Source organism: Cytophagaceae bacterium ABcell3 (genome assembly GCA_030913385.1).
GTDB lineage: Bacteria > Bacteroidota > Bacteroidia > Cytophagales > Cytophagaceae > ABcell3.
In genome coordinates this window covers 3,895,689-3,919,886 of record CP133159.1, presented here as the reverse complement: position 1 = coordinate 3,919,886, position 24,198 = coordinate 3,895,689, and the positions used below count along the sequence as shown (strand labels likewise).

Annotated in this window: 15 protein-coding genes; 7 read left to right on the top strand and 8 right to left on the bottom strand. The window is 40.4% G+C overall.

Annotation, left to right across the window (positions count from 1 at the left end; translation table 11 throughout):
* The first annotated feature begins 11 nt into the window (after positions 1-11).
* The gene (locus RCC89_15900) at positions 12-1,763 is read left to right on the top strand and encodes an efflux RND transporter periplasmic adaptor subunit (GenBank protein WMJ74636.1); all 1,752 of its coding nucleotides are present in this window, start codon (positions 12-14) and stop codon (positions 1,761-1,763) included.
* A 516-nt stretch (positions 1,764-2,279) separates the two neighbouring features.
* Positions 2,280-4,352 carry a copper-translocating P-type ATPase gene (locus tag RCC89_15895; protein ID WMJ74635.1) on the top strand — a complete coding sequence of 691 codons (2,073 nt, stop codon included), beginning with the start codon at positions 2,280-2,282 and terminating at the stop codon, positions 4,350-4,352.
* Positions 4,353-4,446: 94 nt separating this feature from the next.
* Here the strand turns inward: RCC89_15895 and RCC89_15890 are convergent, their stop codons facing one another.
* Positions 4,447-6,105: a tetratricopeptide repeat protein gene (locus RCC89_15890; protein ID WMJ74634.1), complete on the bottom strand. Its 1,659-nt coding sequence runs from the start codon at positions 6,103-6,105 to the stop codon at positions 4,447-4,449.
* Positions 6,106-6,871: 766 nt separating this feature from the next.
* Between RCC89_15890 and hflK the strand changes: the two genes are divergently transcribed.
* The 3 genes from hflK (at position 6,872) to RCC89_15875 (ending at position 10,657) form a co-directional block, all read left to right on the top strand.
* Positions 6,872-7,837 (top strand): FtsH protease activity modulator HflK, encoded by a 966-nt coding sequence (gene hflK, locus RCC89_15885; GenBank protein ID WMJ74633.1) that lies wholly within the window; start codon positions 6,872-6,874, stop codon positions 7,835-7,837.
* Between the two features lie 2 nt (positions 7,838-7,839).
* Positions 7,840-8,778: a protease modulator HflC gene (gene hflC, locus RCC89_15880; protein WMJ74632.1), complete on the top strand. Its 939-nt coding sequence runs from the start codon at positions 7,840-7,842 to the stop codon at positions 8,776-8,778.
* Positions 8,779-9,019: 241 nt separating this feature from the next.
* Positions 9,020-10,657 (top strand): hypothetical protein, encoded by a 1,638-nt coding sequence (locus RCC89_15875; GenBank protein WMJ74631.1) that lies wholly within the window; start codon positions 9,020-9,022, stop codon positions 10,655-10,657.
* 61 nt (positions 10,658-10,718) lie between these two features.
* Here the strand turns inward: RCC89_15875 and RCC89_15870 are convergent, their stop codons facing one another.
* From RCC89_15870 to RCC89_15845, 6 genes are all read right to left on the bottom strand, one after another.
* Positions 10,719-11,486, bottom strand: coding sequence for a patatin-like phospholipase family protein (locus RCC89_15870; protein WMJ74630.1), 768 nt, complete (start codon positions 11,484-11,486; stop codon positions 10,719-10,721).
* A gap of 219 nt (positions 11,487-11,705) precedes the next feature.
* Entirely contained in the window at positions 11,706-12,746 is a 1,041-nt protein-coding gene (locus RCC89_15865; GenBank protein ID WMJ74629.1) for a type IX secretion system membrane protein PorP/SprF, read from the bottom strand.
* Positions 12,747-12,763: 17 nt separating this feature from the next.
* A complete protein-coding gene (locus tag RCC89_15860) occupies positions 12,764-16,672 on the bottom strand; it encodes a gliding motility-associated C-terminal domain-containing protein (GenBank protein ID WMJ74628.1) in 3,909 nt (1,302 codons plus the stop codon).
* A gap of 789 nt (positions 16,673-17,461) precedes the next feature.
* Positions 17,462-18,871 (bottom strand): plastocyanin/azurin family copper-binding protein, encoded by a 1,410-nt coding sequence (locus RCC89_15855; protein WMJ74627.1) that lies wholly within the window; start codon positions 18,869-18,871, stop codon positions 17,462-17,464.
* 281 nt (positions 18,872-19,152) lie between these two features.
* Complete coding sequence (locus tag RCC89_15850) at positions 19,153-19,431, bottom strand: hypothetical protein (protein WMJ74626.1); 279 nt, start codon at positions 19,429-19,431, stop codon at positions 19,153-19,155.
* 5 nt (positions 19,432-19,436) lie between these two features.
* Complete coding sequence (locus RCC89_15845) at positions 19,437-20,270, bottom strand: hypothetical protein (GenBank protein WMJ74625.1); 834 nt, start codon at positions 20,268-20,270, stop codon at positions 19,437-19,439.
* Between the two features lie 132 nt (positions 20,271-20,402).
* On the opposite strand from RCC89_15845, the gene RCC89_15840 reads away from it, so the two are divergent.
* Entirely contained in the window at positions 20,403-22,316 is a 1,914-nt protein-coding gene (locus tag RCC89_15840) for a hypothetical protein (protein ID WMJ74624.1), read from the top strand.
* A 68-nt stretch (positions 22,317-22,384) separates the two neighbouring features.
* Here RCC89_15840 and RCC89_15835 read toward each other — a convergent pair whose 3' ends face one another.
* A complete protein-coding gene (locus RCC89_15835) occupies positions 22,385-23,512 on the bottom strand; it encodes a hypothetical protein (GenBank protein WMJ74623.1) in 1,128 nt (375 codons plus the stop codon).
* 291 nt (positions 23,513-23,803) lie between these two features.
* On the opposite strand from RCC89_15835, the gene RCC89_15830 reads away from it, so the two are divergent.
* On the top strand, positions 23,804-24,136 hold the full coding sequence (locus RCC89_15830; protein WMJ74622.1) for a hypothetical protein: 333 nt from the start codon (positions 23,804-23,806) through the stop codon (positions 24,134-24,136).
* Positions 24,137-24,198 lie beyond the last annotated feature (62 nt).

Below are 24,198 nucleotides of genomic sequence, written 5' to 3'. Positions count from 1 at the left end.
AGAAATATACCATGAAAAATATAGTAAAGAACAAAAAGAGCCTGTTTCCCTTACTGCTGGCTTTAGTAGTGGGGGCTTTCATTGGTTGGTTGATAAAGCCAGCCAGCACCGACGATCATGCGGGGCATTCTGAAGCGGCCGGTGCAGAAGTATGGACTTGCTCCATGCACCCTCAGATCCGTCAGCCGGAGCCGGGGCAGTGTCCTATTTGCGGGATGGATTTAATTCCAGCCTCTTCCTCCAAGTCGTCCCATGCAGACCCAATGGTCTATGAAATGTCTCCTGAGGCAGTGGCGCTTGCCAGTGTACAAACTTCTGCGGTATCTGGTGTTTCACCCGAAGGAGAAGTTTTTTTAACCGGAAAAATAGCCTCAGATGAAAGGCAACTTGCAAGTATTACCGCAAAATATCCTGGGAGGATTGAGCAACTTGCTGTGAATTTTACAGGCCAGCAAGTGGTGAAAGGGCAGAAGCTTGCCACTATATTTTCGCCGGAACTGCTAAGTGCGCAACAGGAGCTGTTGGAAGCCGTGAAAGTAAAGGACCTATATCCGGAGCTTTATAGGGCGGCACGTGAAAAACTGCGCCTATGGAAGTTGAGTGATCGGCAGATCAGCGAAATTGAGCAAAGTGGCCGGGTAAGAGACAATTTTGATGTGCTGGCTGACAAAAGTGGCATTGTAACCAGTAGAAATATTGCCAAAGGAGACTATGTAAATGTAGGCTCAACGCTTTTCAATATTGCAGACCTAAGTAAGGTGTGGGTGTTGCTGGATGCTTATGAAACGGATTTGCCTTTTGTGAAAGCAGGTAACCCTGTTTCCTTTACGCTTGCTGCTTTGCCTGGTAGAACCTTTGAGGCCAAAATAACTTATGTAGACCCGGTTATAAACCCTCAAACACGTGCGGCCTCTGTACGTGCCGAGCTTGTTAATAAAGATATGGAACTGAAACCGGACATGTTTGTCAATGCCCGTATACGTTCCTCTGTAAAACCTGTTGATGAGGTGTTGGCCATTCCCCGAACCGCATTGCTTTGGACAGGAAAGCGTTCGGTGGTGTACGTGAAGGTGCCGGGAGCAGAACCTGCGTTTGAAGTGAGGGAGATAACCCTAGGTTCCCGTATGGGCGATATGTATCTGGTCAAAGAAGGTCTGGAAGCAGGGGAGGAAGTGGTGACTAACGGTGCTTTTGCTGTAGATGCCGCTGCGCAACTTAATGGAGGTTTCAGTATGATGAACCGCCCGGTCAATCATGCCGATGATGCCACCCCAGAGTTTAGGCACCATTTGAATGCATTGACCGAAAAGTATATGAACCTTAAAAATGCTTTTGTGGAATCAGATGCTGAGAAAACAGCCAGTCTTGCAGGGGAAATTGAAGATGAATTAAAAAAGTTTGCGGCTAAGGAGCTTGATGGCAGTGCTGCAGAATTTTGGAACAATGAAGGCTCAAAGATAAGACAATCCCTGCACGCAATTGCACAAGGCGGAGATATTGATGAGCAGCGCGTCCATTTCTCAGGCCTTTCCGATGCCTTGATTAAAGTTCTAAAAGCTTTTAAATACAATGAGCAGGTCATTTATGTTGCCCAGTGCCCTATGGCCATAGAAGACCAGGGAGCTTCGTGGCTCAGTGAGTTTAAGGAAATAAAAAACCCATACTTTGGTGAGTCTATGCTCATGTGTGGTGAGGTGAAGGAGAGTGTAAAGTCTATAGGCGAAAATAAAGGTCAAGCGCCTGCATCTCAACACGTGCATTAGGGGGATGGTTTGATATTCGAGAGTTATTGATTGCTGATTACAGACCACAGGCCACGGGACTACAGACTCCTGGCTTAATTGATGGTAAATATTAGTATGAGAATAGCAAAAACATCGGAGATAACTTGTCCCGAATGCGGCTTTCATAAAGAAATGGAAATGCCTGTAGGTTCATGTCGTTTTTTTATCAGTGTGTCAGTTGTAAAAAAAGCTTAAACCATTGAAAGGCGGTTGTTGTGTTTTTTGTTCTTATGCCTCGGTAAAGTGTCCTCCGGTTGGATTAGTAGGTGGATATGACTGTTTATTATTTGTTAGGGAAAATAATTTTAAATCAGTCGCTTGGCATTAGTGTCTTCACTATAACGCCACTATGCATTGCTACACAAATGCAATGATTTTTTGTTCTTTTGCTACTCATGACAAACCCTGTTGCATAATCTGGGTTAAAAAAGTAATCTATTAGGAAAGCCTATAACAAATTTTTTATTGTAGTACTAATTTTTAATAATAGAAAAAATGGATCATAGACATAATAAAAATCACCATCACGAACATCAGGCCTCAGAACCACAAAAACAGATGGAAGAAGAAACCATGCATGGTCACCATGGAGAACATCATACCAGTGGTCATGGTGGTCATGAAGGGCACCATGAACATATGATTGAAGATTTTAAACGACGCTTTTGGATTTCACTAATTATTACCATTCCTATTATTGCTTTATCAGAGATGATTCAGCATTGGTTTGGCTTTGAAATTGCCTTTCCGGGAGACAGGTTTGTGCTGGCGGCCTTAAGTACTTTTGTGTTTTTCTATGGAGGATGGCCTTTTCTGACAGGTCTTTGGGACGAAGTAAAGGAGAATGCCATTGGGATGATGACCTTGATAGGAATAGCCATTACCGTTGCCTGGGCGTATAGTTTTGCTATTACACTTGGTTTGGAAGGAATGGATTTTTATTGGGAAATGGCTTCCTTGATTGTGATTATGTTGTTTGGACATTGGATGGAGATGAAATCCGTATCCGGGGCTTCCAGGGCGCTTGACCTTTTGGTGAAAATGATGCCTTCTACGGCGCATTTAATAAAAGATGGAACAACACAGGAAGTGCGGGTGGATGAGCTGAACAAGGGTGACCTGATTATGGTAAAACCCGGTGAAAAAATCCCTGCGGATGGTGTCGTCGTGGAGGGGGAAAGCCACCTGGATGAAAGCATGTTGACCGGCGAGAGCAAACCCGTGAGGAAGGGCAAAGATGATAAAGCCATTGGTGGCTCTGTCAATGGTGATGGCTCCCTGAAAATCAAGATTGAAAGTATGGGCAAGGACAGCTACCTGAATAAGGTGATCAAGCTGGTGGAAGATGCACAGAAAATTAAATCGAAAACCCAGCACCTGGCAGACCGTGCTGCTAAAATATTGACTTTTGTGGCGCTTATAGGAGGTTTCCTGACTTTGACTGTCTGGCTTCTCTTGGGCTTTGAATTTGTTTTTGCACTTGAGCGGATGGTTACCGTTATGGTGATATCGTGCCCACATGCCCTTGGCTTGGCGGTTCCTTTAGTTGTGGCGATATCTACCACTATGTCCGCTTCTAAAGGGTTGTTGATTAGAAACCGTACGGCCTTTGAAAATTCCCGGAAGATTACTACCATCGTTTTTGACAAAACAGGTACACTTACCAAAGGGTCGCACGAACTCTCAAAGATTGTTTCTTTACAAGAAGAAATAGAAGACAATGAAATTTTGCAGTTGGCCGCCGGGGTGGAGCAGCACTCCGAACATTATATAGCGAAAGGGATATTGGGCAAAGCTAAGGAAATGGGGCTTTCTGTTCCCTCGTCTGAAAATTTTAAATCCATATCTGGCGTCGGTATTGAAGGACTTGTCCAGGGAAGAAAAATCAAAGTAGTTGGCCCTAATTATTTAAAAGAGCAAAAAATGGATATACCTTCATCGGTTGAGGGAGAAGGAGCAGCGACTATAGTGTATGTCTTGGACAATGAAAAGCTCATAGGATACCTTGCTTTTGCAGATGAAATAAGGGAAGAATCCTTTGGTGCTGTAAAAACTTTAAGAGAAAATGGTATAAAAAATCTGCTTCTTACCGGAGATAATGAAAGAGTGGCCAAAAGTGTAAGCGATGAGCTTCAGATGGACGGATTCTTTGCCAATGTACTACCGGATAAAAAACAAGAGAAGGTAAAGGAGTTGCAGGGGAAGGGTGAATTTGTGGCCATGACAGGAGACGGGGTAAATGATGCACCTGCACTCGCACAGGCCGATGTCGGTATAGCGGTAGGATCAGGTACAGATGTGGCAGCTGAAACGGCGGATATTGTTCTGGTTAATTCCAACCCTCATGATATAGCTTCTTTGATTCTATTTGGAAAAGCCACGCACAAGAAGATGGTCCAGAACCTTGCTTGGGCAACGGGCTACAACGTACTTGCCATACCACTGGCAGCAGGAGTTTTATATACCCAAGGCATCGTTTTAAGCCCTGCTGTTGGCGCTGTATTGATGAGCCTTAGTACCATTATTGTGGCCATCAATGCACAGTTTCTGAAGAAGCAGATGGGGTAGATTTTGTAAATATAGAACCAGAATTTTGTTTAGTGTGCCTATCGTATCGCTAAGTTTTGGTAAATACTTTAAAAAAATGTTTTCATAGTTAGAATTAAGCTGTTCCCAGTGCTTCAATTTCCTTTTGTATTTGATTTGCGAAATGATGGTAGCTACCTAAAATGTTGGAGTAGTGTTCATGAGCCTTTTTATAATATTGTAATGCATCAGAAAAGTTATTGCTGCTTTTCTTCAAAGTAGCCAGCGCATAGTAGGTATGACCAAGTTTTAAATGTGCTCCTTTAAATTTACCCTTGTAAATTTTTAAGGATTCTTTGTAAAGTTCCTCCGCTTTGTTATCGTTTCCGAACTTACTTTGAAGGTAAGCGTAACTGCTTAGTACTGTTGCGTAATCAACATGCTCTTGCTGTTTTAATTCTTCATAAACATCCAGACAAAATTCCAGATAGTCTTCTGCACCTGACAGATCCTTTTCAGCAATTAAGTTTAAACTTAATCCATTTAATGAAGAGGCGTATGTACCGCTTCTTTGTCCTCTGAAACGTTTTTTAATCCCTAATGCCAGATTATAAATATCTTTTGAATCTTTGTATTGAGAAAGTTTGTATAGTACAGACGCTAGTTGGTGGTGTGAAGAGGCCGTTTTGATATGATATTTCCCATACCAATCGGTCCTTCCATCCACGGATTTTCTAGCATAAATAAGTGCTTCTTCATAATCCATTTTATCTTCATAAAACTGACTGACCATGTCGTAAAGCATAGTAGCTGTAGGGGAGCTGTTGTCAAGTTTTAAATGTAACAAAGTAGTTAACCCTTCTCTAATTAATTCCTCAGCTTCTTTGTATTTAGACAGTCCCAGAAATATGTTAATCAAATCAATTTTTGAATCAAGTATATTTTCTTCAGAATGTTCTAATGACTCTTTAATCCTCAAACTTTGCAGGCAGTAATCTTCTGCTTCATAGTAATTTCCTAGCTGGATATGCAGATTTACTAAAACATCTGCCACTTTGGCGTATTCTATATGTTCTTCTCCAAATGCACTTTTAGCATAAGATTTACAAATCTGAAGTAATGAATCTGCAGAGGAAAAGTCTTCAGCTGCTAATTTGCTTTGAGCTAATCCTTTTTGTATCCACAAGAGTTCATATTTGCTTTTCTTGTTTTCTTCAACATATTCATAGTGGTAAAGAGCTAGTTTAAATAGAGAGTCTGCTTTTTGTAAGTTTCTTCGCCTTTTTTGATTGTACCCTAACCATCTATAGTGTGCCGTTAGCTTACTGTCATTAGAATAATCTCGCTCTAGAAGAACATATAAAAGGGAGTCCGAAACAGAATATTTGCCTTGATTAGAATTTATGTAAGCTTTGTACTTTATAGCATCATAGTAGGTGTCATCGTCTCCTGACTCGGTATTTTCATATGCCTCAATTACTGCATTTAGAGCATGTTCTGATTCCTGATATTTATTTTCAAGGTATAGCAAGTAACCTAATTCATTCATACAATCTTGATATACAGTACTACTTCTGTCACGGTTTTTTCTTGAATACTCCAAAGCCTCATGTATTATCTCTAGTGCAGCAGTTCGGTCATTTCTAAGATTCTGTGCTTCACTCAGGAGAATGTGTTGCATTTTATAGTTGTACAAAGGCGTGTGTTCTCCATAAAGAACTTTGGCTACCGACTTTTCCGGTGTAAAATTAAGCGAGAGTATACTTAGTGAAAGTAACGCATTCTTTAGTAGCATCTTTAAAAAGTACTGCTGACTGTGTTTGTTTTTTGTCAGCAAAACCATGAAGGTGAGAATTATAGCAAGGATTATTGATGGAATTGCTGTTATTATATAAAACTGGTAAGGTAGGGTAGATGAAGGGTTAATTTTAAAAATCAGTGAAATCAGAAGCATGGATATGGAAAAACCACTGAAAACAGCAAGTAATTTCCAGCCTTTTATTGTTTCCTTCGGTTTAAAAATAAAATAACCACCAAAAAAGTAAAATAAAGAACCTAACATTAAAATAAGTATCTGATAGATTAAAAGGTCTTCCCCAATGTTAGCTATTATGTTGTAAAGGATTGCGAGGATAAGGAGAACTCTTAGGGCTATAACTATTTTTTTTTCATTTTGTGGTAGATTCTAGAGTCTTAGATTTACTGTAAATATACTGCTCTTTTAAAGTGTTTCTATAATATTTTAAATGAAGGTTTAGCGGTCATTCCAAGAGTTGCTTTTGGAGGAGAAATTTTCTGCAGGTTTAACCTATAGTAGTAGCACATCTGGTAGGTTTAGAAGTGGAGTAAATCGTAGTGCTGTGGTTCCGGTAGTGCGGTCTCTACTGGAATTGAGCGTTTTTTTTTACCTTCTTGAATATCCCGCTGCATAGATTTTCGTCACTAATTTTCTGAAACCTTCATTTGTGGCAACTTTTTTGTGTGTATTTGCTGTTTAAACATGAGGTTTTACATTTTTTTGTCACAAATTCCTTTTTATAAATAAATAAACTCCGAAATTAATGGATCAAGAGCAAATACTTTATCTGAAATACCTGATAAAAAAATATTGGGGAAAGTCCCTTATTATTATTATTATTTTAGTGGGAGGATTCACTTCTGCCCATTCAGTAGAACCGGAAGAAGAAGGTGTGGTGCTGCATCTTGGCAGGTATGACCGGACTGTGCAGCCAGGGTTAAATTTTATTATTCCTTTTGGTATTGAAAAAATGTATAAAATACCTGTGCAGCGACAGCTTAAGCAAGAGTTTGGCTTCCGTACTACTTCTGCAAATACTCAATCTTCTTACTCCAAAGCAAACCTTTCGGATGAATCAATGATGCTGACAGGCGATCTTAATCTTACTGATGTCGAATGGGTGGTCCAGTATCGTATTGTCAACTCGCATCAATATCTCTTTAAAGTTAGGAATGCCGAGAAGACTTTGCGTGATATGGCCGAAGCTGCTATGCGAAAAACTGTGGGTGACCGTACTGTAAATGAGGTGTTGACCATTAAAAGGCAGGAGGTGGCTTCCAATGTTGAAGTTTTGCTCCAGCAAATGTGCAATGAGTATGAAAATGGAATACGCATAGACCAGGTAGTGTTGCAGGATGTAAACCCGCCTAGTCCGGTAAAGCCTTCTTTTAATGCTGTAAATCAAGCGCAACAAGAAAGGGAGACTTTAATAAATAAGGCTGAATCAGAATATAATAAGGTTATACCACGTGCACGTGGTGAGGCCATGGAAACGATACAACTTGCAGAAGCTTATGCGCTGAACCGTATTAACCGCGCAAAAGGTGAGGCTGATAAGTTTAATTCATTCTATAGCGAATATATTAAAGCCCCGGAAGTAACGAAAAAGCGGATTTATCTTGAAACCATGGAACGTGTTTTACCTGTCTTGGGGAACAAAATTGTCCTGGATGAAAAAGGTAACAACTTACTGCCTATGTTAAACCTTGACCAGAAAAAGCAAAAATAGATATGAAAGTTAAATTTATAACGCTGATAATACTTACTGTTGTGGCTGTTGTAGCTGGTTTTAACAGCTTTTTTATACTAGATGAGACCCAGCAAGCCATAGTTACCCAGTTTGGAAAACCTGTCGGGGAACCACGTGTCCACCCGGGGGTGAATTTTAAGACTCCGTTTGTTCAGAAGGTACAGTATTTTGATAAACGCTACCTTGAATGGGACGGTGATGCAAATCAGGTTCCAACAAAGGATAAGAAGTACATTTTTGTGGATACTTATGCAAGATGGGAAATAGTGAACCCTCTTCAGTTTTTTATCCGCCTCAGAGATGAAAACTCAGGTCAGTCAAGACTAGATGATATTCTTGATGGGGAAACCCGTAATGCAGTAGCCAGCCATTTATTGCTTGATATTGTACGTTCAACAAACAGAGAACCGGAAGTAGAAGAAGAGTTCCTTGAAGAAATAGAAGTGCTTGAAGAAATAAGTGTCGGAAGGGATGCCATTGAAGCACTGATTCTTAAAAAGGCGAATAAAAGAACGGAAGATCTTGGCGTTAGAATACTGGACTTCCGCATAAAAAGAATGAACTATGTGGATGAAGTACGCGAGAGGGTATATGACCGGATGATTAGTGAGCGAAACCGTATAGCCGATCAATTTAGGTCAGAAGGTCAAGGTGAAGCAAGAAAAATTGAAGGTAACAAAGAAAAGGATCTGGCACAGATACAATCTGAAGCTGTAAGAGAGTCAGAAACTATTAGAGGCCGTGCCGATGCGGAAGCTACTGCTATTTATGCAGCAGCTTACAATAAAAACGCCGAATCAAGGAAGCTTTACAATTTTCTAAGGTCAATGGAAAGCTTTGAAAAATCTATGGACGAGAAGTCTACTCTTATTCTCTCTACTGATAGCGAATTGTTCAGGTTTTTGAAGAAGGTTGATTAACAAAGACCGGATCTGAAAATTAAATTTAGGATGATAAGTTTAAAATACTTGTCATCCTTGTTAAGGGGCAATATGGGTATGTCAGGAATCTTATCAACCACTGCTCTCCGTTTTCCTCCCTAGCCAATGGTGGCTTTCTTTTTGTTTTGTGCAAAAAATACAGGCATTGTCATAATAAAAGTTCCGAAAACAGCATTTTAGCTTTAACTTAGATTCCCTGTGGCGGAGACCGGTCTTTATTATGCTTATCACACTTGTCGTTTGGATTTACATATCTTTTATAACCTATGTTTTAGGGGCTGTTTTCTTGCGCTCTGGGTATAAGGGTCGAGGGGTGCAAAAACCTGTGGAGTTTTACATGCTAACAGGGCTTGCAGTGTTGATGGTCTTGTTGAACTTTGTTTCTTTGTTTGTGGGCATGGCATGGATTGCCAACAGTTTACTGTTTCTTTTTTGTGTTGGATACTTATCGTTTAATTTTTCTGATATAAAAAAGTTTACGTTTGTTTCAGGCAGCAAATGGTTTTGGGCTTCTGTTCTTATTTTCTTTGTTTTTGCGCTATCACAATCAATTAGGACTCCTTTTGTAACCGATACAGCACTATATCACGCTCAGACGATTCAATGGTTTGAAAATTATCCTGCGGTAAAAGGCCTGGCAAACATTCATGGACGGTTTGGGTTTAACTCTTCTTATCATTTAGCCACTGCTTTATTTAGTTTTACAAGCTTTTTGGGAACCCCACTGCACAATGCCTTGCCATCTTTTTTATTTTTTATTTTTTCTGTTTTTTGTCTCCGTAAAATCTTTGCGAAAGACAAAAGGGATTTTGCTATATACTTTTTCTCCGGCATCCTGCTGTTGATCATGATATTTTACCGCCCTTGGGTTTCTTCACCCTCTCCAGATTACCCTACCACAGTTTATGTGTTATTGACGCTTTGTTTACTCATGGATTGGCTTCAATCACGAGACGCAGTGGTGTTGAAACTTATTCTTTTGTTTGCTTTTGTATTGATTACCATTAAAGTATCCTCTATTGCCATTTTAACAGTTCCACTGCTAATGATCTTTTGGCTTGAACATACCCAAAGGAAGCGTTTTTTTCTTTACTTAACGTTGGTTGCAGCTTTAGTATTAGTTCCTTGGCTTACCAGAAATGCAATAATTTCCGGTTATTTAATATACCCATTCCCTTATATTGATATTTTCTCTTTTCAATGGAAGGTGCCTTATGATTTGGTAGTAACTGAAAAAGAGTGGGTGAAGAGTTTTGCCCGTACAGCTTCTTATAATTGGGAATGGGCCAGTAAGCTCCCTTTTCAGGAATGGTTTAAGATTTGGTGGCAAAACAAAACATTTGTGGAACACACGATATTTCTTGTTATGCTCATTTCGCCGGCTATTGTCTTGTTTCGTGTTAGAAAAAGTCAAATAAGCACAATACTAATATTATTGTATTTGCTTTCTTTTGCAGGGGTGGTCTTTTGGTTTTATATGGCACCATACTTTCGCTTTGCCCATGGTTTTATTATTAGCTGCTTTCTTGTAGTTACTTATATGGCTTTGTATAAATTTAGGAGGGTGATGGCTATATCCTGTTGTGCTGTTATGCTTGCTTTCTCTGCTTGGTCTATTTATAAAGAACTGGAAGGAGTAAGCCTGTTAGAGCATGTTTTATATCCTCAACCTTATGAACAAGTTTCGGTAAAACAGGTGCAGAAGCCTGGCTTTGACCTTTACCTTCCTGAGGAGGGTGATTTATGTCACAACCACCCTTTGCCTTGCACGCCCTATGAGCAGGAAGGTTTGAGCTTGATCGGAAATAAAATAGGGGAAGGGTTTTATGTAGATACTAAAGCACGGCCCAAAAAATAGATTTTATTTTTCATAATTCTTAATGCTGGTTGTTGTAAGGAGATTAAAATACATTAGCATTTCAATGTGAGTTGATTAACTTTGATATTTTATCCATATTTTCATTCGCATGCTTATAGCCCACTTCAAACATGTCATCGGCTTTCATTACATCTATCAGGTGAAAGTTCTTCATTTTGGGTGGTTCTAGAAATAAATGGCATTGTTTGATGCTCTCTTTTATGTTGTTGTTTACCACCACATCGATGACCCATTCTGTATAATGGACTAAAGAGTCTGGTGGTATATTGGTTTTGACCAAGTTAACGTTTACACCTATTATTTTTTTGTAGTTTTTGACGGGCTCAACGGGCAGGTTGTTGACAATTCCTCCATCTGCTAATTTTTTTCCATTGTATTCTACAGCCCTGAACAATGGAGGCAAGGAGCAGCTTCCTAGTAGGGGAGGTATAATTTCTCCTTCTGAAAACGCAATGTTTTTTGGATTTTCAACATCGCATGCGCTAATAAAAAGAGGGGTTTCTAATGCCTCAAATGTTTCTGCTTTAAGATATTTCCGGAAAATTTCTTCTGCTTTGCTCAGTTTAAGCAAACCAGGGCTCCATGTTGGCCTTAGAGCTTTTAGAATGGAGGTTTCTTTAATTATTTGGAGGGTCTCTTTAGGGGTGTATCCATTACAGTAAAAAGCTCCCACTATGGAACCTCCACTTACTCCGGAAATTACAGCAGGTTTTATATTGTTTTCCTCTAGTGCTTGTAAAATACCTAGTTGTGCAATGCACCTAGCTGCTCCGCCAGACAGCACGAGGGCAAAGTCCTTATTGGTCATGTTTCTTGATATTTTTCTGATGTAAAAAAACATCTTGTGTCAAAAAAAGTTTACAACGGGAAATAGGAAGTGTATACTGTGTGTCAAAAACAGCTTCAAGTCACTCATGTCTCCTATATTATATCAAAACCAACACGGATATTCTTTGTAATACTTTGGGTTTAAGTCTCCTGTTATACAGGTTTAAGGGTGAGTTTTGTATGCTGTATTACCTTCCCGCTAAAACCGTGGACATGGGAGCTTTCTTCTAGGTTTACCACGACGTGGTGGCCAGTCTGTAAGGTATGTTAGGTTAATCTCATGGCTGCCTCCTGTTTGTGCGCCAGCAAGTTTTGATACTGTAACATCATAGCTGTATGAAATGCTGAGATTATCAATTTTGAACCCCAAAAGTACAACCATTGACTCATTGTTGTGAAGGTACTCACGGTATCTTTTTAAATATGGTATCCCACGGTACCACACACCTGCAATAATATTATCATACAGTGCATATAACCCTATATCTGTTTGGTCAGACCTTCCTTGGGTCTTATAGTGAAAAGTAGGGGTTATTGAGAAAGTTTTTTCTTCTAAAGATGCTGTTGATTGGTTTTTTCTCAAGACAATTTTGTAGCCCCCTGTTACAGCCCATTTGACAGGCAGGTTGCTTAGGTCTCCATAAAAAGACTGGTTGGGTGTATTCATGTGATGGGCAGAAAGTCCTACCCAAAAGTTTTCATGGTACAGTATGCCACCTGAAGAGAGATCTGCATAAGTGACAGAACTGCCATCTAAAGGTTCATTGGTGGGGTTGTCCAGAAAGCCTGCCACAGAGTATTGGTCTGGGAAAGTCAATAGCGCATAGTTTAGGCTTCTGGAAACAAAAGACGCTTCCAATCCTGCTCTAAAGGTCAGTTTTTCAGAAATTGGTAATTCGTAAGCATACTGTAGGCCAATATGACTGGAATTGATAATGCTGGCGCCTTGCCAGTCCCTAAAGGCTATAATCCCGACTCCACTTCTTTGCTTTTCAAAATAATGGTCGGCAGAAAACATCGAAGTAATGTACCTTGCATCTAAAGAAGGCCATTGCAAGCGCTGGTGTAGTATAAAGCGTGTGGCGTGTGCACTTCCAGCAAATGCAGGGTTTTGATAAAGTGGTGTAGCGTAAAATTGAGAAAACTGAATGTCTTGGGCATGAAGGTGCTGGCATAGTGCGCAAAACAGTATGCTGAACATTAATAACGGTGCTTTTATAGCCTTTGTTGATTTAGCCATTTACTACATGTAATTGATTACCTTATCAATGTTACACTCCCTTGTTTTTTATAAGGCCCTCTGTATTCTTCTGAGTTTCCTTCATAGGTAATTCTCCATGGGTATACTCCTACCGGCATAGGGTCTCCCCGGTAATACCCATCCCATGCTTCATCAGGGTCTACGCTTTCAAAGATGATTTCTCCCCAGCGGTTAAAAATGAGCATTTGGAAATTTGTTACATTTTTATGGTACACGGTGTATTTGTCATTGCTGCCATCGCCATTGGGACTAAATGCATTTGAGATGTGCAGGCTCGGTGGACAAACTTCCCTTACTTCTGTTTCGAGGGTCGTTTCGCAACCAAATTCATTGGCAAGTGTTACCTGGTATAGACCTGGGTCTTTTGCTTCCAACGTCCTGGATGAGTCTTCATGTCGATGCCATAGATAAGCATCGGCTTCTCCTGGGTCTAAGGTGACAAACTCATCTTCTTCTCGGCATACCATATGGTTTCGCCCTAAGTCGCCTGTAGGGACAGGATGCACTGTTACAGAGGCTTGCTCTGTTGTTGGGCAGCCATTGCTCACCGTAATTTCAGTGGTAAAGTTTTCTATTGCGGTAGTGTAAAAGTCATGGCTATTGGATACTACCTGATTGTCTTTTGTCCACTGGAAGGATAAGGAGGAAGGGTCAAGATCATCTTCGTTAATCAACTCCACTATCATTCTTAAATCTTTGTTGACACAAGTGGCCGTGTCATTTACCGATATTATTGGATGGGGAACACCCTTTAAAACCATACTATCCGTAGCGGTACACCCTTCTGGCGAAGTGACTGTGACCTGAAATTCTTGCTCGCCAGGTTCCGTTAAGACGTTTAGTGTATGTCCTTCATTGCTTGTACTGCCGTTGTCTGAGTTCCATAGATAAGATGCTCCTGGAATGTTAGTGGTTGTAATGGTGGCCTCTTCACCTTCACAGGTAGTCATATTAGGGGTTTCTAGTTCAGGAAATGGGTGTATGGTTATAGTGGTTTCGTCGGATTCAGGCAAACAGCCTTCTTCTTCGGCAGTTAACGTTAAAGTAAATACCCTGCTGAGTATATCATTTGGAGCTACCGTATAGGTTGTGGAAGCTTCATTTAATGGTGAAAAAGAACCTGCACCACCTGACCATATAATGTTAGAGGCATTTGAAGCTGTTCCTTGCAGGGTAAGTTGTTCTTCGTTGGCGCAAATCTCTACTGGAGGACCTGCGTCAACATTGGGAGATGGGTATATTTGTATGGTTACCTGGTTTGAGACATCAGGGCAGACTTCGCTTCCTGTAGTACTCAATGTCAGGGTGACTTGTCCTGTATTTGCTTCATCTTCTGTTGGGTGATATATTGCATCGACCACATTAGGAGATGGAGAGAATGAGCCATGTCCTCCTGACCAGATGCTTTCTGGGGCATTTGTGATAGTGCCTGAAAGGTTTACTTCTGCATTGTTAGCACATACATTAGTGTCTGGCCCAGCATCGGCGGTAGGCAGTAAGGCAAACCTTATCTCAACTTCATCATAGGCAGGATCGCATAAAGAATCTCTTGCTACTGTTAGTGTCAAGGTTAAGTATTCATGTTCAGTTTCTCCTGGGGCTAGGGTGTAAGTGGTGGTCTGTTGGTCATTAGGGGAAAAGCTTCCAGAGCCTCCAGTCCAAGTGACAGATTCATGGTTTTCTGCAAAACCTTCTAGGTTAATCATTGTAACGTCGCTGCACAGCAATTGGTCCTCACCTGCATCTGCTCTAGGCTCAGGAACTATGGTAATGCTGACGGTATCAGTTATGACAGGGCAAGGAGCAATTCCCGTTGCTGTAAGAGTTAGCGTTGCTATGCCATTAGACTTTTCCTCTTCAGAAGGTGCGTAAGTAGGTGAAATAGACGATGCATCAGGTGAAAAATTTCCGCTTCCACTCCATTGTAAACTAGTAGCATTGGCAGAGTCTGCAGATAAAACTACCTCTTGTTCGGTAGCACAAATTGATAGATCGTTTCCTGCATTGACTATTGGAGGGGGAATGACTTCAATGGTATTTGTTGCCGTGTCAGAGCATCCTTCTTCTGTTGTATAAGTGTAGGACAAAGTGAAAACTCCCGCTTCTTCGGGGTTAAATGTGCCTGACTCGGTAGTATGGTCACCGAAATACGTCCCTCCTTGAGGTGTTACATTTTCAATGGTAACTGGATTGCTCCCTTCGCACAAAGGTTCTTGGTCAGGAAAGCTAATTTCAGGCATGTTTTGGACAGTCCAAGCTAAAGGTACAGTATCTGTTCTGATGTCTTCAAATGAGGAGATAGCATAAACCGTATCTTGATGCTGGACTGTTATGTTATGATCTATGATTAGATTGGCGTTGTTCGCAGGTAATTCTGTATGCCAAGCGATTACTTCTCCGTATAGACCATTTTCTGTTATCAAGGATTCATAGTTGCTTAGGTCAATGTTTTCAGCCTCTAGAGTATTTAATTCAGTTTCGCAGACACTGGCGTTGTATGCTCTTGGTGGACAAGTTTCTTCTACCACATATTCCAGTTCTGTCGGGCATGGGTTGTCTGAAATCGGCATTATGGTAACGGTATAAGTTCCAGACCTGTTTACAGTGACCACTTGTTCATTTTCGCCGGAAACAATGCCTGGGCCAGACCAACTGTAAGATTCGAAGCCTTCGGGAGCCTCTATGGTACGCTCTTCTGTGCCACTGCAGATTGGCTGGGTTTGGGAAAGGTTTAGTGGAGCACACTCAGTGTCTACATAGGCATATCCTAAATGAGCGCCAGGCACACAGTCTGCCGCCGTAAATTCTATGGTAACCTCTTGCCCTATGTATTCATTTAATACCATAGATACCGTAGACCAATTCTTGTAGTATATATCCAGATTGTTTCCCCGGCAGCCATTTCTTGGGTGTGGATTATAATGGGCAGCGCCGTCATTCACATTTTCTGGCGGACAACCGATGTTTTTTTCATCCATAGCCCAGTCCATGCCAACACAGGTTCTAATATAGTCAGGTAAATTAGGCTCTACCACTACAGAGTAGCCTGTACACCCAATTTCTTCGCCGTCACTCCCGATGAGCCGTGCATTGAAATGTGGCCTGTGCAAACCTCCATGTCCTCTAGCGTCAGCAGGGTCGTCTAAAACAACTGCATATCGATAAGTGAAAATCATGTTAGAAGAGTCAACGGTAAAGGTTCGTCGTAGCGTAGCCAAATGTCCTCCTCCTATGGTGTTTCCCAGTCGGACAGCGTTTGTTCTGCCAGGGGCTACTACAGGCAGATCGGGAATTAACGGATCTGTCATATCCGGAGTCATGATACAGTGTTGGTTAAAACCTTCTTCCCAAGGACCAGGGATCGCCACTTCGGGAAAAGCCTGATTGCCTATATGTCTGTTTCTCAATGCTCCTTCCCATTCAACAAAAGTTCCTGTTTCAAAACCCATATTATAGCAAGCTTCGTCCGACTTTAGTCTTAACCCTGGTCGTGGGGTAGGGGTGGGCTTCTTTTTATCTTTTGGGGCACGCAGAAACTTTTGATATGCCTCTTTTCTTGAAGAGCGCATGTTGTTTATGTACTTGTCTAGGTTTTCTTCGGTAATTAGGCCCTTGAAAACGTGAAGGAAAAATAATATTTTTTCTTTGTGCAGTTGCTCGGATGCGTAGACGTAAAAGTCGTGTTTTTCGCTTTCTGGAATGTGGAGGCTTGCTAGCTCTTTTGAGGCTTCAAACCACAGGTCTTCTGCCAGTATTCTTAAATCTGTTTCTTCATGTGAATGTTCTTGCGCATTAGAAGAAAAGCATGATGTTAACAGAAAGATGGCTAACCATACTCTTGCAAATTTTCTGAAGACTTGTGTGGCCTCTTTTGCGGAAAATTTGATAGAAGTACACTTCCTCATAAGTTAACTTGTTATAATATGTGCAAGAAAATAAATTTTTTACATATTTCTGAGATAAAAATTAGATTTTTTATAAATATATAAAGATGTAATACTCTGTTTTTTATAAATAAGTTATATTTTACATGAAGAATTATTTGATGTAAGTATTTGTAAGCGTTTTTTTTAAGTGGTTTTTATTTATAAAAAACGGGTTTTTGTGTAAAAATTGGCCTTTTTGTGTAAGGTTAGTGTATTTTTTACATAAAAAACTATTCGAAAATCCATGATTTTAGAATGGCAAACAGTCTTTGAGTAGCGAGTACTGGGTGTTCAACCTGAATTATTTAATAGATTTCATCATGAGGAGCAAAATAATAATAAATCAGCACTATGGATAAGATACAAATGTGAGCGAAGCAATTGATTTGAAGTTATTTTGCTACATAATAGAAAGCTCTATTGCCTATTTTAGGTTAAATAAGGGCGCACTGAAAATATGTCCTAAAGTTTAAATTTATGACATTGTCCGTACTTAGGGCGCGCTGAAAAACGCTCCAAACATTGGTCTGTTAATATTTGCATAAATTATTATGAGGTATAGGTGCAAGGGTTTTTCGGTTATTTCTTATTTTTTCCGTGTACAGTAAATTGAGAAGTTTTTAATCAATATTTTATGGGGCTAGCCACAAGCGCACAATCTACTTTATGGCCTTACATTCGTAGTATTCCAATACGTCTTCATGTAAGGCCATGCGTATCTTGCACGCTTGTGACTTTTTCAGCAGGCCCCTACTTAATAAAAGGGGATTAATCTCTTTCTTTTACTTTAACTATACCTTTCATATAAGGGTGTGGAGAGCAAATATATTCATATTCACCTTCTTCGGTAAAAGTATGAGTGTAGCTTTCTGCATGCTTGAGCATAGGTGACCTAAAAGGTTCTGGTCCATCTATAACAAAAACGTCATGTGCTCCCGAAAACTCTCCTTCGAGAAAAGGGAAAACATCTTCATTTATCCATGTTACTTCTGTGCCTGGCTCCACTTCTATAACTTTGGGATAATAAGAGTTGCCAATTATTTGAACAGTTATTTCACTAGTTCCGGGAGGGTACTTTTTAACTGGGTCTACATCTTTAGAGCCAGGTTCAAAAGGAGATATAGTTCTTTTGATATCTTCTCTTAATTCCTCCCATTCGTTTTCAGTATAGACAGGGCCGTCTGCAAGTTCAGGTGTTGTTCGGTCGGCATCTTCTTGAGCATTTAAAATGCCGATAGCACCTTTGCTGGCGGATCCAAAAGCGTGGGTCACGATGGTGTAATCCCCTTCGTCTGGCGGGATCCTGAATTCCACAACCCATGTGTCGCTAGGACCAGAAGTTACTGTTTGGCCACCGGTAAGGATGTTTTCTGGATTGCCTTGCCAGTAGGCATAATCCCAAACAATGCCCACTAAATGCAATGTAGATAAGAGGTTAGGTCCTGCATTCATGAAGTATATACGGACATAATCCCCCGGACGTCCTTTGATGGGGTCTCTTACATATCGGAAAGGCTGACCATTAAAAGCCACGTACATGGGTTTCCCTTGACCTTCTACTGCATCTTTGCCATTGGCATAAAACTCATGTTGTAATAAGTAGATTTCAAGATCAGGGTCCTTTTCTAGGACTTCCTCTAAACGGTACTTTTGTTTAGGTTTTACCACAATCATCCCGTACTGTCCTAAAAGTGTATGCATGGGCGTAGCATGTCCTGCTGGCGCACAATGGTACATATAAACTCCTGGATAGGTAGCGCGAAAAACAACAGAAGCTTCTTCTCCGGGAGCTATATTTCCTAAATATTCTGAGGTCTGAGTGTATGCAGCATGAATAGATAGGCCATGGGGGCGCGATCCAGAGTTTTTTACTACCCACTCAATTACCTCTCCCTCTTCACATGTAAAAGTGGGGCCAGGGATTTTATCATCAATAACAAACCCTTTGTAAACGACGCCATTGCCTAAATATACCTCGCTGTCATCTTTCATATCAATGGTAATGGTCTTATCAGGCTCTGTGTCTTGGGGGACAAAGCTTGTTGGGGGAATGGGAAGTTCCTGGTCTCTCTTTTCTATGTCTGGGAAACGCTGCCTATTGTCCTGTGCGCTAAGCCCAGGTAGGTTAAAAAAGCATACATAACATATTAGTGCAAAAATGTGCCTAGCTGTTTTCATTGAAATAAGCATATAAATATAAAAATTTAAAAAAGTGTCCTAAAAGCTAACTGTTCTGCTTGTTGTCTGTTTGCTTTTTTCCCTGCTTTTATGGATGATTTATGTCATTTAACTTTTCCGGTAGAAACGGGTTTATGCGTACTTGTTATGATATATTAGTTATTATTTGGGTATAGCAGTGGTGAAGAAATATGGTTAATGATACATGAGCGAACCGTACTAGGAAAGGCTTGGGGGTAGGTTGTATTATATTTAGTTTTTAAGAGCTATGAGGCTTTTTTCTAAGAGTCACCACTATCACTAATATTATCTCCGCCGATATTGGTTTGGCTTGGTGAATCTTTTCTTTTTTCCTTTGTCATGATTTCCATACCTTTTTGTTTGTTTTTCCAGAAGTTTCTGATCAGTAAAGCGCCGATAAAGGGTAGAGCCCATATAAAAACCCTATGCACTTTGCGTCTTTTTTCATTAAAGTAGTTCGCCTTAACGATGCGGCTATCAACATAAACATTGAAGATGACATAAGTAATTAACGTGAAAACCAGAAAGTATGGAAGCATAACTGTTATTTTAATTGGAAATGAATATGGTCGTCATGCCTTACTGCATGGCAGCCATGGAACCTGATCTTTTCATGCTTTAGTCCCATTCTTTCTTTTAAATGTGGTTCAATAAAAATTTTACCAATATTACTTTCTTGAAGCAGTAGCTCTATGATTTTCTTCGTTCTTTCTTGGTCAAAGGGCATATGTGCCTTGTTATTTTGTGGTACCAGATAGCGTAAAGAACTATACTGTATAAAGCCTTTTGAGGCACATTCGGTTGGTGTGTCCTGCTCTCCTGTTATAGGCTCTTCAAATACACCATACCCTATATAAGACGGCGCTTTGTTCAATCGCTTTCCTGAATGCAGTTCTCTGTAGAAAAAAGCGAGGTCAAGTTTCTTTCCGTCATTATGGCTCCAATGTGGGAGCAGAGGGAATTTGTCTATGAAAGGAAAATTCGCATCCAGATAGGATGTTACTGTTCCTGGATACAAAACATGCATTTGGCTTGCTACATGTTCGGTTATTTCTAGTAGTTCTGGTTTCACATAATGCCGGTTTAAAAAACAGGTGAAAATGCTCAATGGTTTTAAGTGGTCATTGCTGTAGACTGGAAGTGGAACCCTTCCTGATAATCCAGCCAGAAAAGGTACCAAGGTCAGGCTTGCAAATAAGTAAAGGGTGATAAAAGTAAGTGGTTTAAGGGCGGTACTGTAAAGCTTATTCAAAAGCGACTTGTCAATTAATTCAAAAATAGGTAGGCATATAAGTAATACAATACCTCCAATTTGTGTGGTTGCGGTAAGGAAAATAATTGCTAGTATTAAGCCACAGGTTTTTAATATATGTTTCACTGGTTTGAATATCTAAAGGTTTTCAAAGTTAAAGTTTTCAGTGGCATTATCAATGTTTACGAAGGATTGATGGCAGGTTCTCGTTTAGGGTTATTTTTTTAAACAAAGCTCTTTTTAAATGATTTTTATACCATGAAATTAATTCCTTATATTCTACTCTTTTTATGTTCAGGAGCGGTAGCGCAGACAAAGATTTCCCTGGACAAGGATATGGTCATCAATATAACAGGATGGGGAGATGCAGGGCTATTAGTGGATGAACAAGATGCGGCAGGTGACCCGGCAGCAGGAAAAGGTGGTAAAGTAGAAACCCGATGGCTTCCAGGTTGGAAAGATTGGTTTTATCCAAGTTCGGCAATCATAGATTTAAAAACAACCTATGAGTTGACTGAAATATGGCTTTTTCATGGTAAAGGGTATGGGAGCTTTTCTGTTCACACAGGTAGTTTAAAAGATTGGGAGTTTCAATTGAATGATCGCATGATGGAGTTTAACCAATGGACTAAACATGAGGTAAACGCCACATGCAGATACCTGAAGGTTACCATTGATGAAAAAGGGGCTGTGCCTGAAGAAATCGTGTTGTATGGAAAACGGGTAGGGGAAGAATTTAAAGAGCCTGATCCTGTCAAGCATGAGCGTCCTTTGATGAAAGACTTTATAGGTATCAATGGCTTTCCTGATGACCCACTGGAGGTGTCGCAGGTAGGTGGTTTTGTGAGGGAGTACCATAATTGGGACTGGAATGAGTTAGAGAAGGGAAGGCTCCGTTTTTCGCCTGGTTATCCTGATTTGGATTATGATGCCTATTATAAGAAGATGAAGGAGGCAGAAATACTGGTAGCCCCATGTTTGAAACAAAGCCCTTCGTGGATGACGGCACACCGTGAACACAAGCCTGTACCTGCTGGAAGAGATGCTTCTGAGCCTTATTCTTATCGCGAAAAAGCTTCTTACATGTTTCAGTATGCCGCCCGCTATGGTTCTGTAGAAGTGGATGAAGAGTTAATTTTGTTGGATGATGGACAGGAGAAAAAAACGGGCTTGGGATATTTAAAATATTATGAGGATTGGAACGAGCCGGATATGTGGTGGAATGAAAGGAAAGGTTATTTTACGCCTTTTGAATATGTGGCTATGGCCAGTGCCAATTATGATGGGCATCAAGGGCGCATGGGAAAAGGTTTCGGCGTAAAAGCCGCTGATCCGGATGCTGTTTTTGTTATGGCTGGACTTGCTGCCATGCGATTGGACTATCTAAAGGCTATGAAACTTTGGTCGCAGGCTTACCGGGGTGAGGACTTTCCGGCTGATGTGATCAATTTGCATCACTATTGTAATGACGTTGGTGGGCAAGGACAATCTTCGGTTGGTGTGTCTCCTGAAGAAGATGGGTTTAAAAAGCGGTTGGAGCGTTTCGTTGATTACCGTGACAAGCACCTCCCGGGAAAAGAAGTTTGGGTGACAGAGTTTGGCTATGATGTCAATCAGCAGTCTATCCAACGAGCTCCTGCGATAGGTGGTTTTTCAGGCGAGGAAGTTCAAGCCATTTGGTTGATACGTAGTTATCTGGCTTTAGCGGCAGCCGGGGTGGATAAGGCTGCCATGTATATGGTCAGAGATGACCCTAACCCTGACACCACAGGCCGGTTTGTAACCAGTGGGCTTATGCAGGGAAACCATGAAAGAAAACGTACAAGCTGGTATTACCTCAATACTTTTGGGTATTTGCTGGGTGATTATGTTTTTGAGCGCGAGGTGAGCTCTGATAAAAGTGGGGTGTGCAACTATAGGTTTACCAATCCCCAAACAGGTGACTTTGTGTATGTGTTGTGGAGCCCTACCAGTAAGGGACTGGAAGTTAAAAATCACTCGCTTGTTTTACCGGATAATGCCAATAGTTATTCGGTGGTAGAACTAGAACATAAAAGGCCAAAAGGGAAGGTGCTTGTATCTGAAAATGATGATAAGCACATTAAGGTCAATGTGTCTGAAAAGCCTATTTTTGTTAAGGTGCGTGTAGGGGACGAATATAACAAAAATTAAGGTGTTGGACACATTTGGAAATAGTTTTGCTCTATTCCCCTTAGGTATTTTACTGCATAAATAGTTATTTAATTTTCGAAGAAAGCGTATATCGCTTCAAAAAGCTGGTCCCTGATTTCATTATTGACGGCAATGGCTATGGTAATGGAAACGAGTAGGCCAAGGAAAGCATATAAAAGGTCTTTGCGTACAATTTTGATAGTTTTTGATAAACTTCTTTTTGTTTTGTAGCTTGACTGCAAGGTCATGGCTATTTCTCTTCCTGCCATTAGCCCCAAAAATACCCAGGTAGTGGACATGGGGATATTGCTTAGAAGCTTAAAGGTGTATAAGATAATGGCATAAGTAAGGTCGATAATAGAAGCAGCTCTTACATCTTTTACCTGAGACTTTTCAGTAATTATCTTCTGAATCTTATCTCCTCTAAAATAAAATAAGATGCCTAAACCGGCTGTGATGTAGAATAAAAAGAACAGCAATTGGTTTAATGTAAGGCTTCTGGGCAAAGAAACGGCTATGTTGGCACCGTCCTGCATAATCCACACAGACCAAAGCGAGCCGCTTATCAGCCACTGAATGGCAATCCAATGTTTCCCGGGCTTTCCTTTGGTAAATTTTTTAATAGGTTTGGCCAAGATAAACCATAGGGCGAGTGCAACAAAAAAAGCCAGCAAATAACCGACCATGCTTTTTTGTACCATTCCCTGTATGCCCGTCCAGTTGGCACTGTATACACTCAAGCATAAAAATGTAGTTGATACAGGCATTCTGAACCTGGTAAGCAATAACAGGACTAGCGGAGCCGCTAGTTGTAAAAATGAGAAAGACTCTGGGGCATCCTGAAAACCTTTGGAAGACAATCGTTCATAGCTCACATCTCCTTCATATATGGCCCAACTGATGGAGGTCGTGACCACAAATATACCGGCAATAAATATCCACAAAACCCACCAAGGTTGTTTCTCATTGGATGCCAAAAATGTGCCAATAGACTGTATACTATCATTGGCGATGGCAGAATAACCGGCAAACATAAAAGCCAGCCACATCGCTATATGGGGATAGGGGTGTAGAAGTGCAGCCAAAAGGAAAAGGGCTATCAGCATTTGCAGAAAGGTCTTTTCCTTAAATAGGAAGACTTTCAGTACCCTATACCGGAATTTTTGTGTTCCCTCTAGCGTGGATTTCCGTGCCATTGATTAGATATATGAATGTACTGCATGGATTTGCAATATGGGACTTTTTTTGATTTTATTACAAAGGGTTCTATGGGCATAAAGTACAAAGGTTTATCTAGTGTTGCGATTTATAATCTTTTATAAATGCTTGATAGTATGCTTATATAGATATTGATATACTGGAAAATAGTTTGATTTTTTACATGCTTTGTTTTTCTCGTTCTTTTTACAATTCTCTTATATTTTTTGTGTTTGAGAATTATTTACACTGATCTTTTGTTTTACAGGCAACCACAATTCCCCTTTATCATGAAAAACTTTATAATATACATAGGCCTAGGCCTGGTGATGTTCTTTGTCGTGCCTGCAGATTTGTCGGCTTCTGAACATTCTAGCCAAACTACATCCAAATTGAAAACGCCAAGAGATTCTTCTACTAGCAAAAAAGAAAAGAAGTTTAATAAGGAACTGTTTAAAATAAACAAAGAAAAACAGAAACTTCGGAGATTGAAGAACAAAGTCGAAAGACGAGAGGCTTATCTTGTACGCAAGGAAAATAAGCTGTATCAAAAAATTAACAAAGAACGTATGAAACAAGGCAAAAAAGACCTTTTGGTGCCTAGTCAAGATCAGCAAAGGTAAGGTTGTCGTATTTTTTTGTACTATAAAGGCAGGTTGGCTTTTTGATGTATAAGGGTTAACTT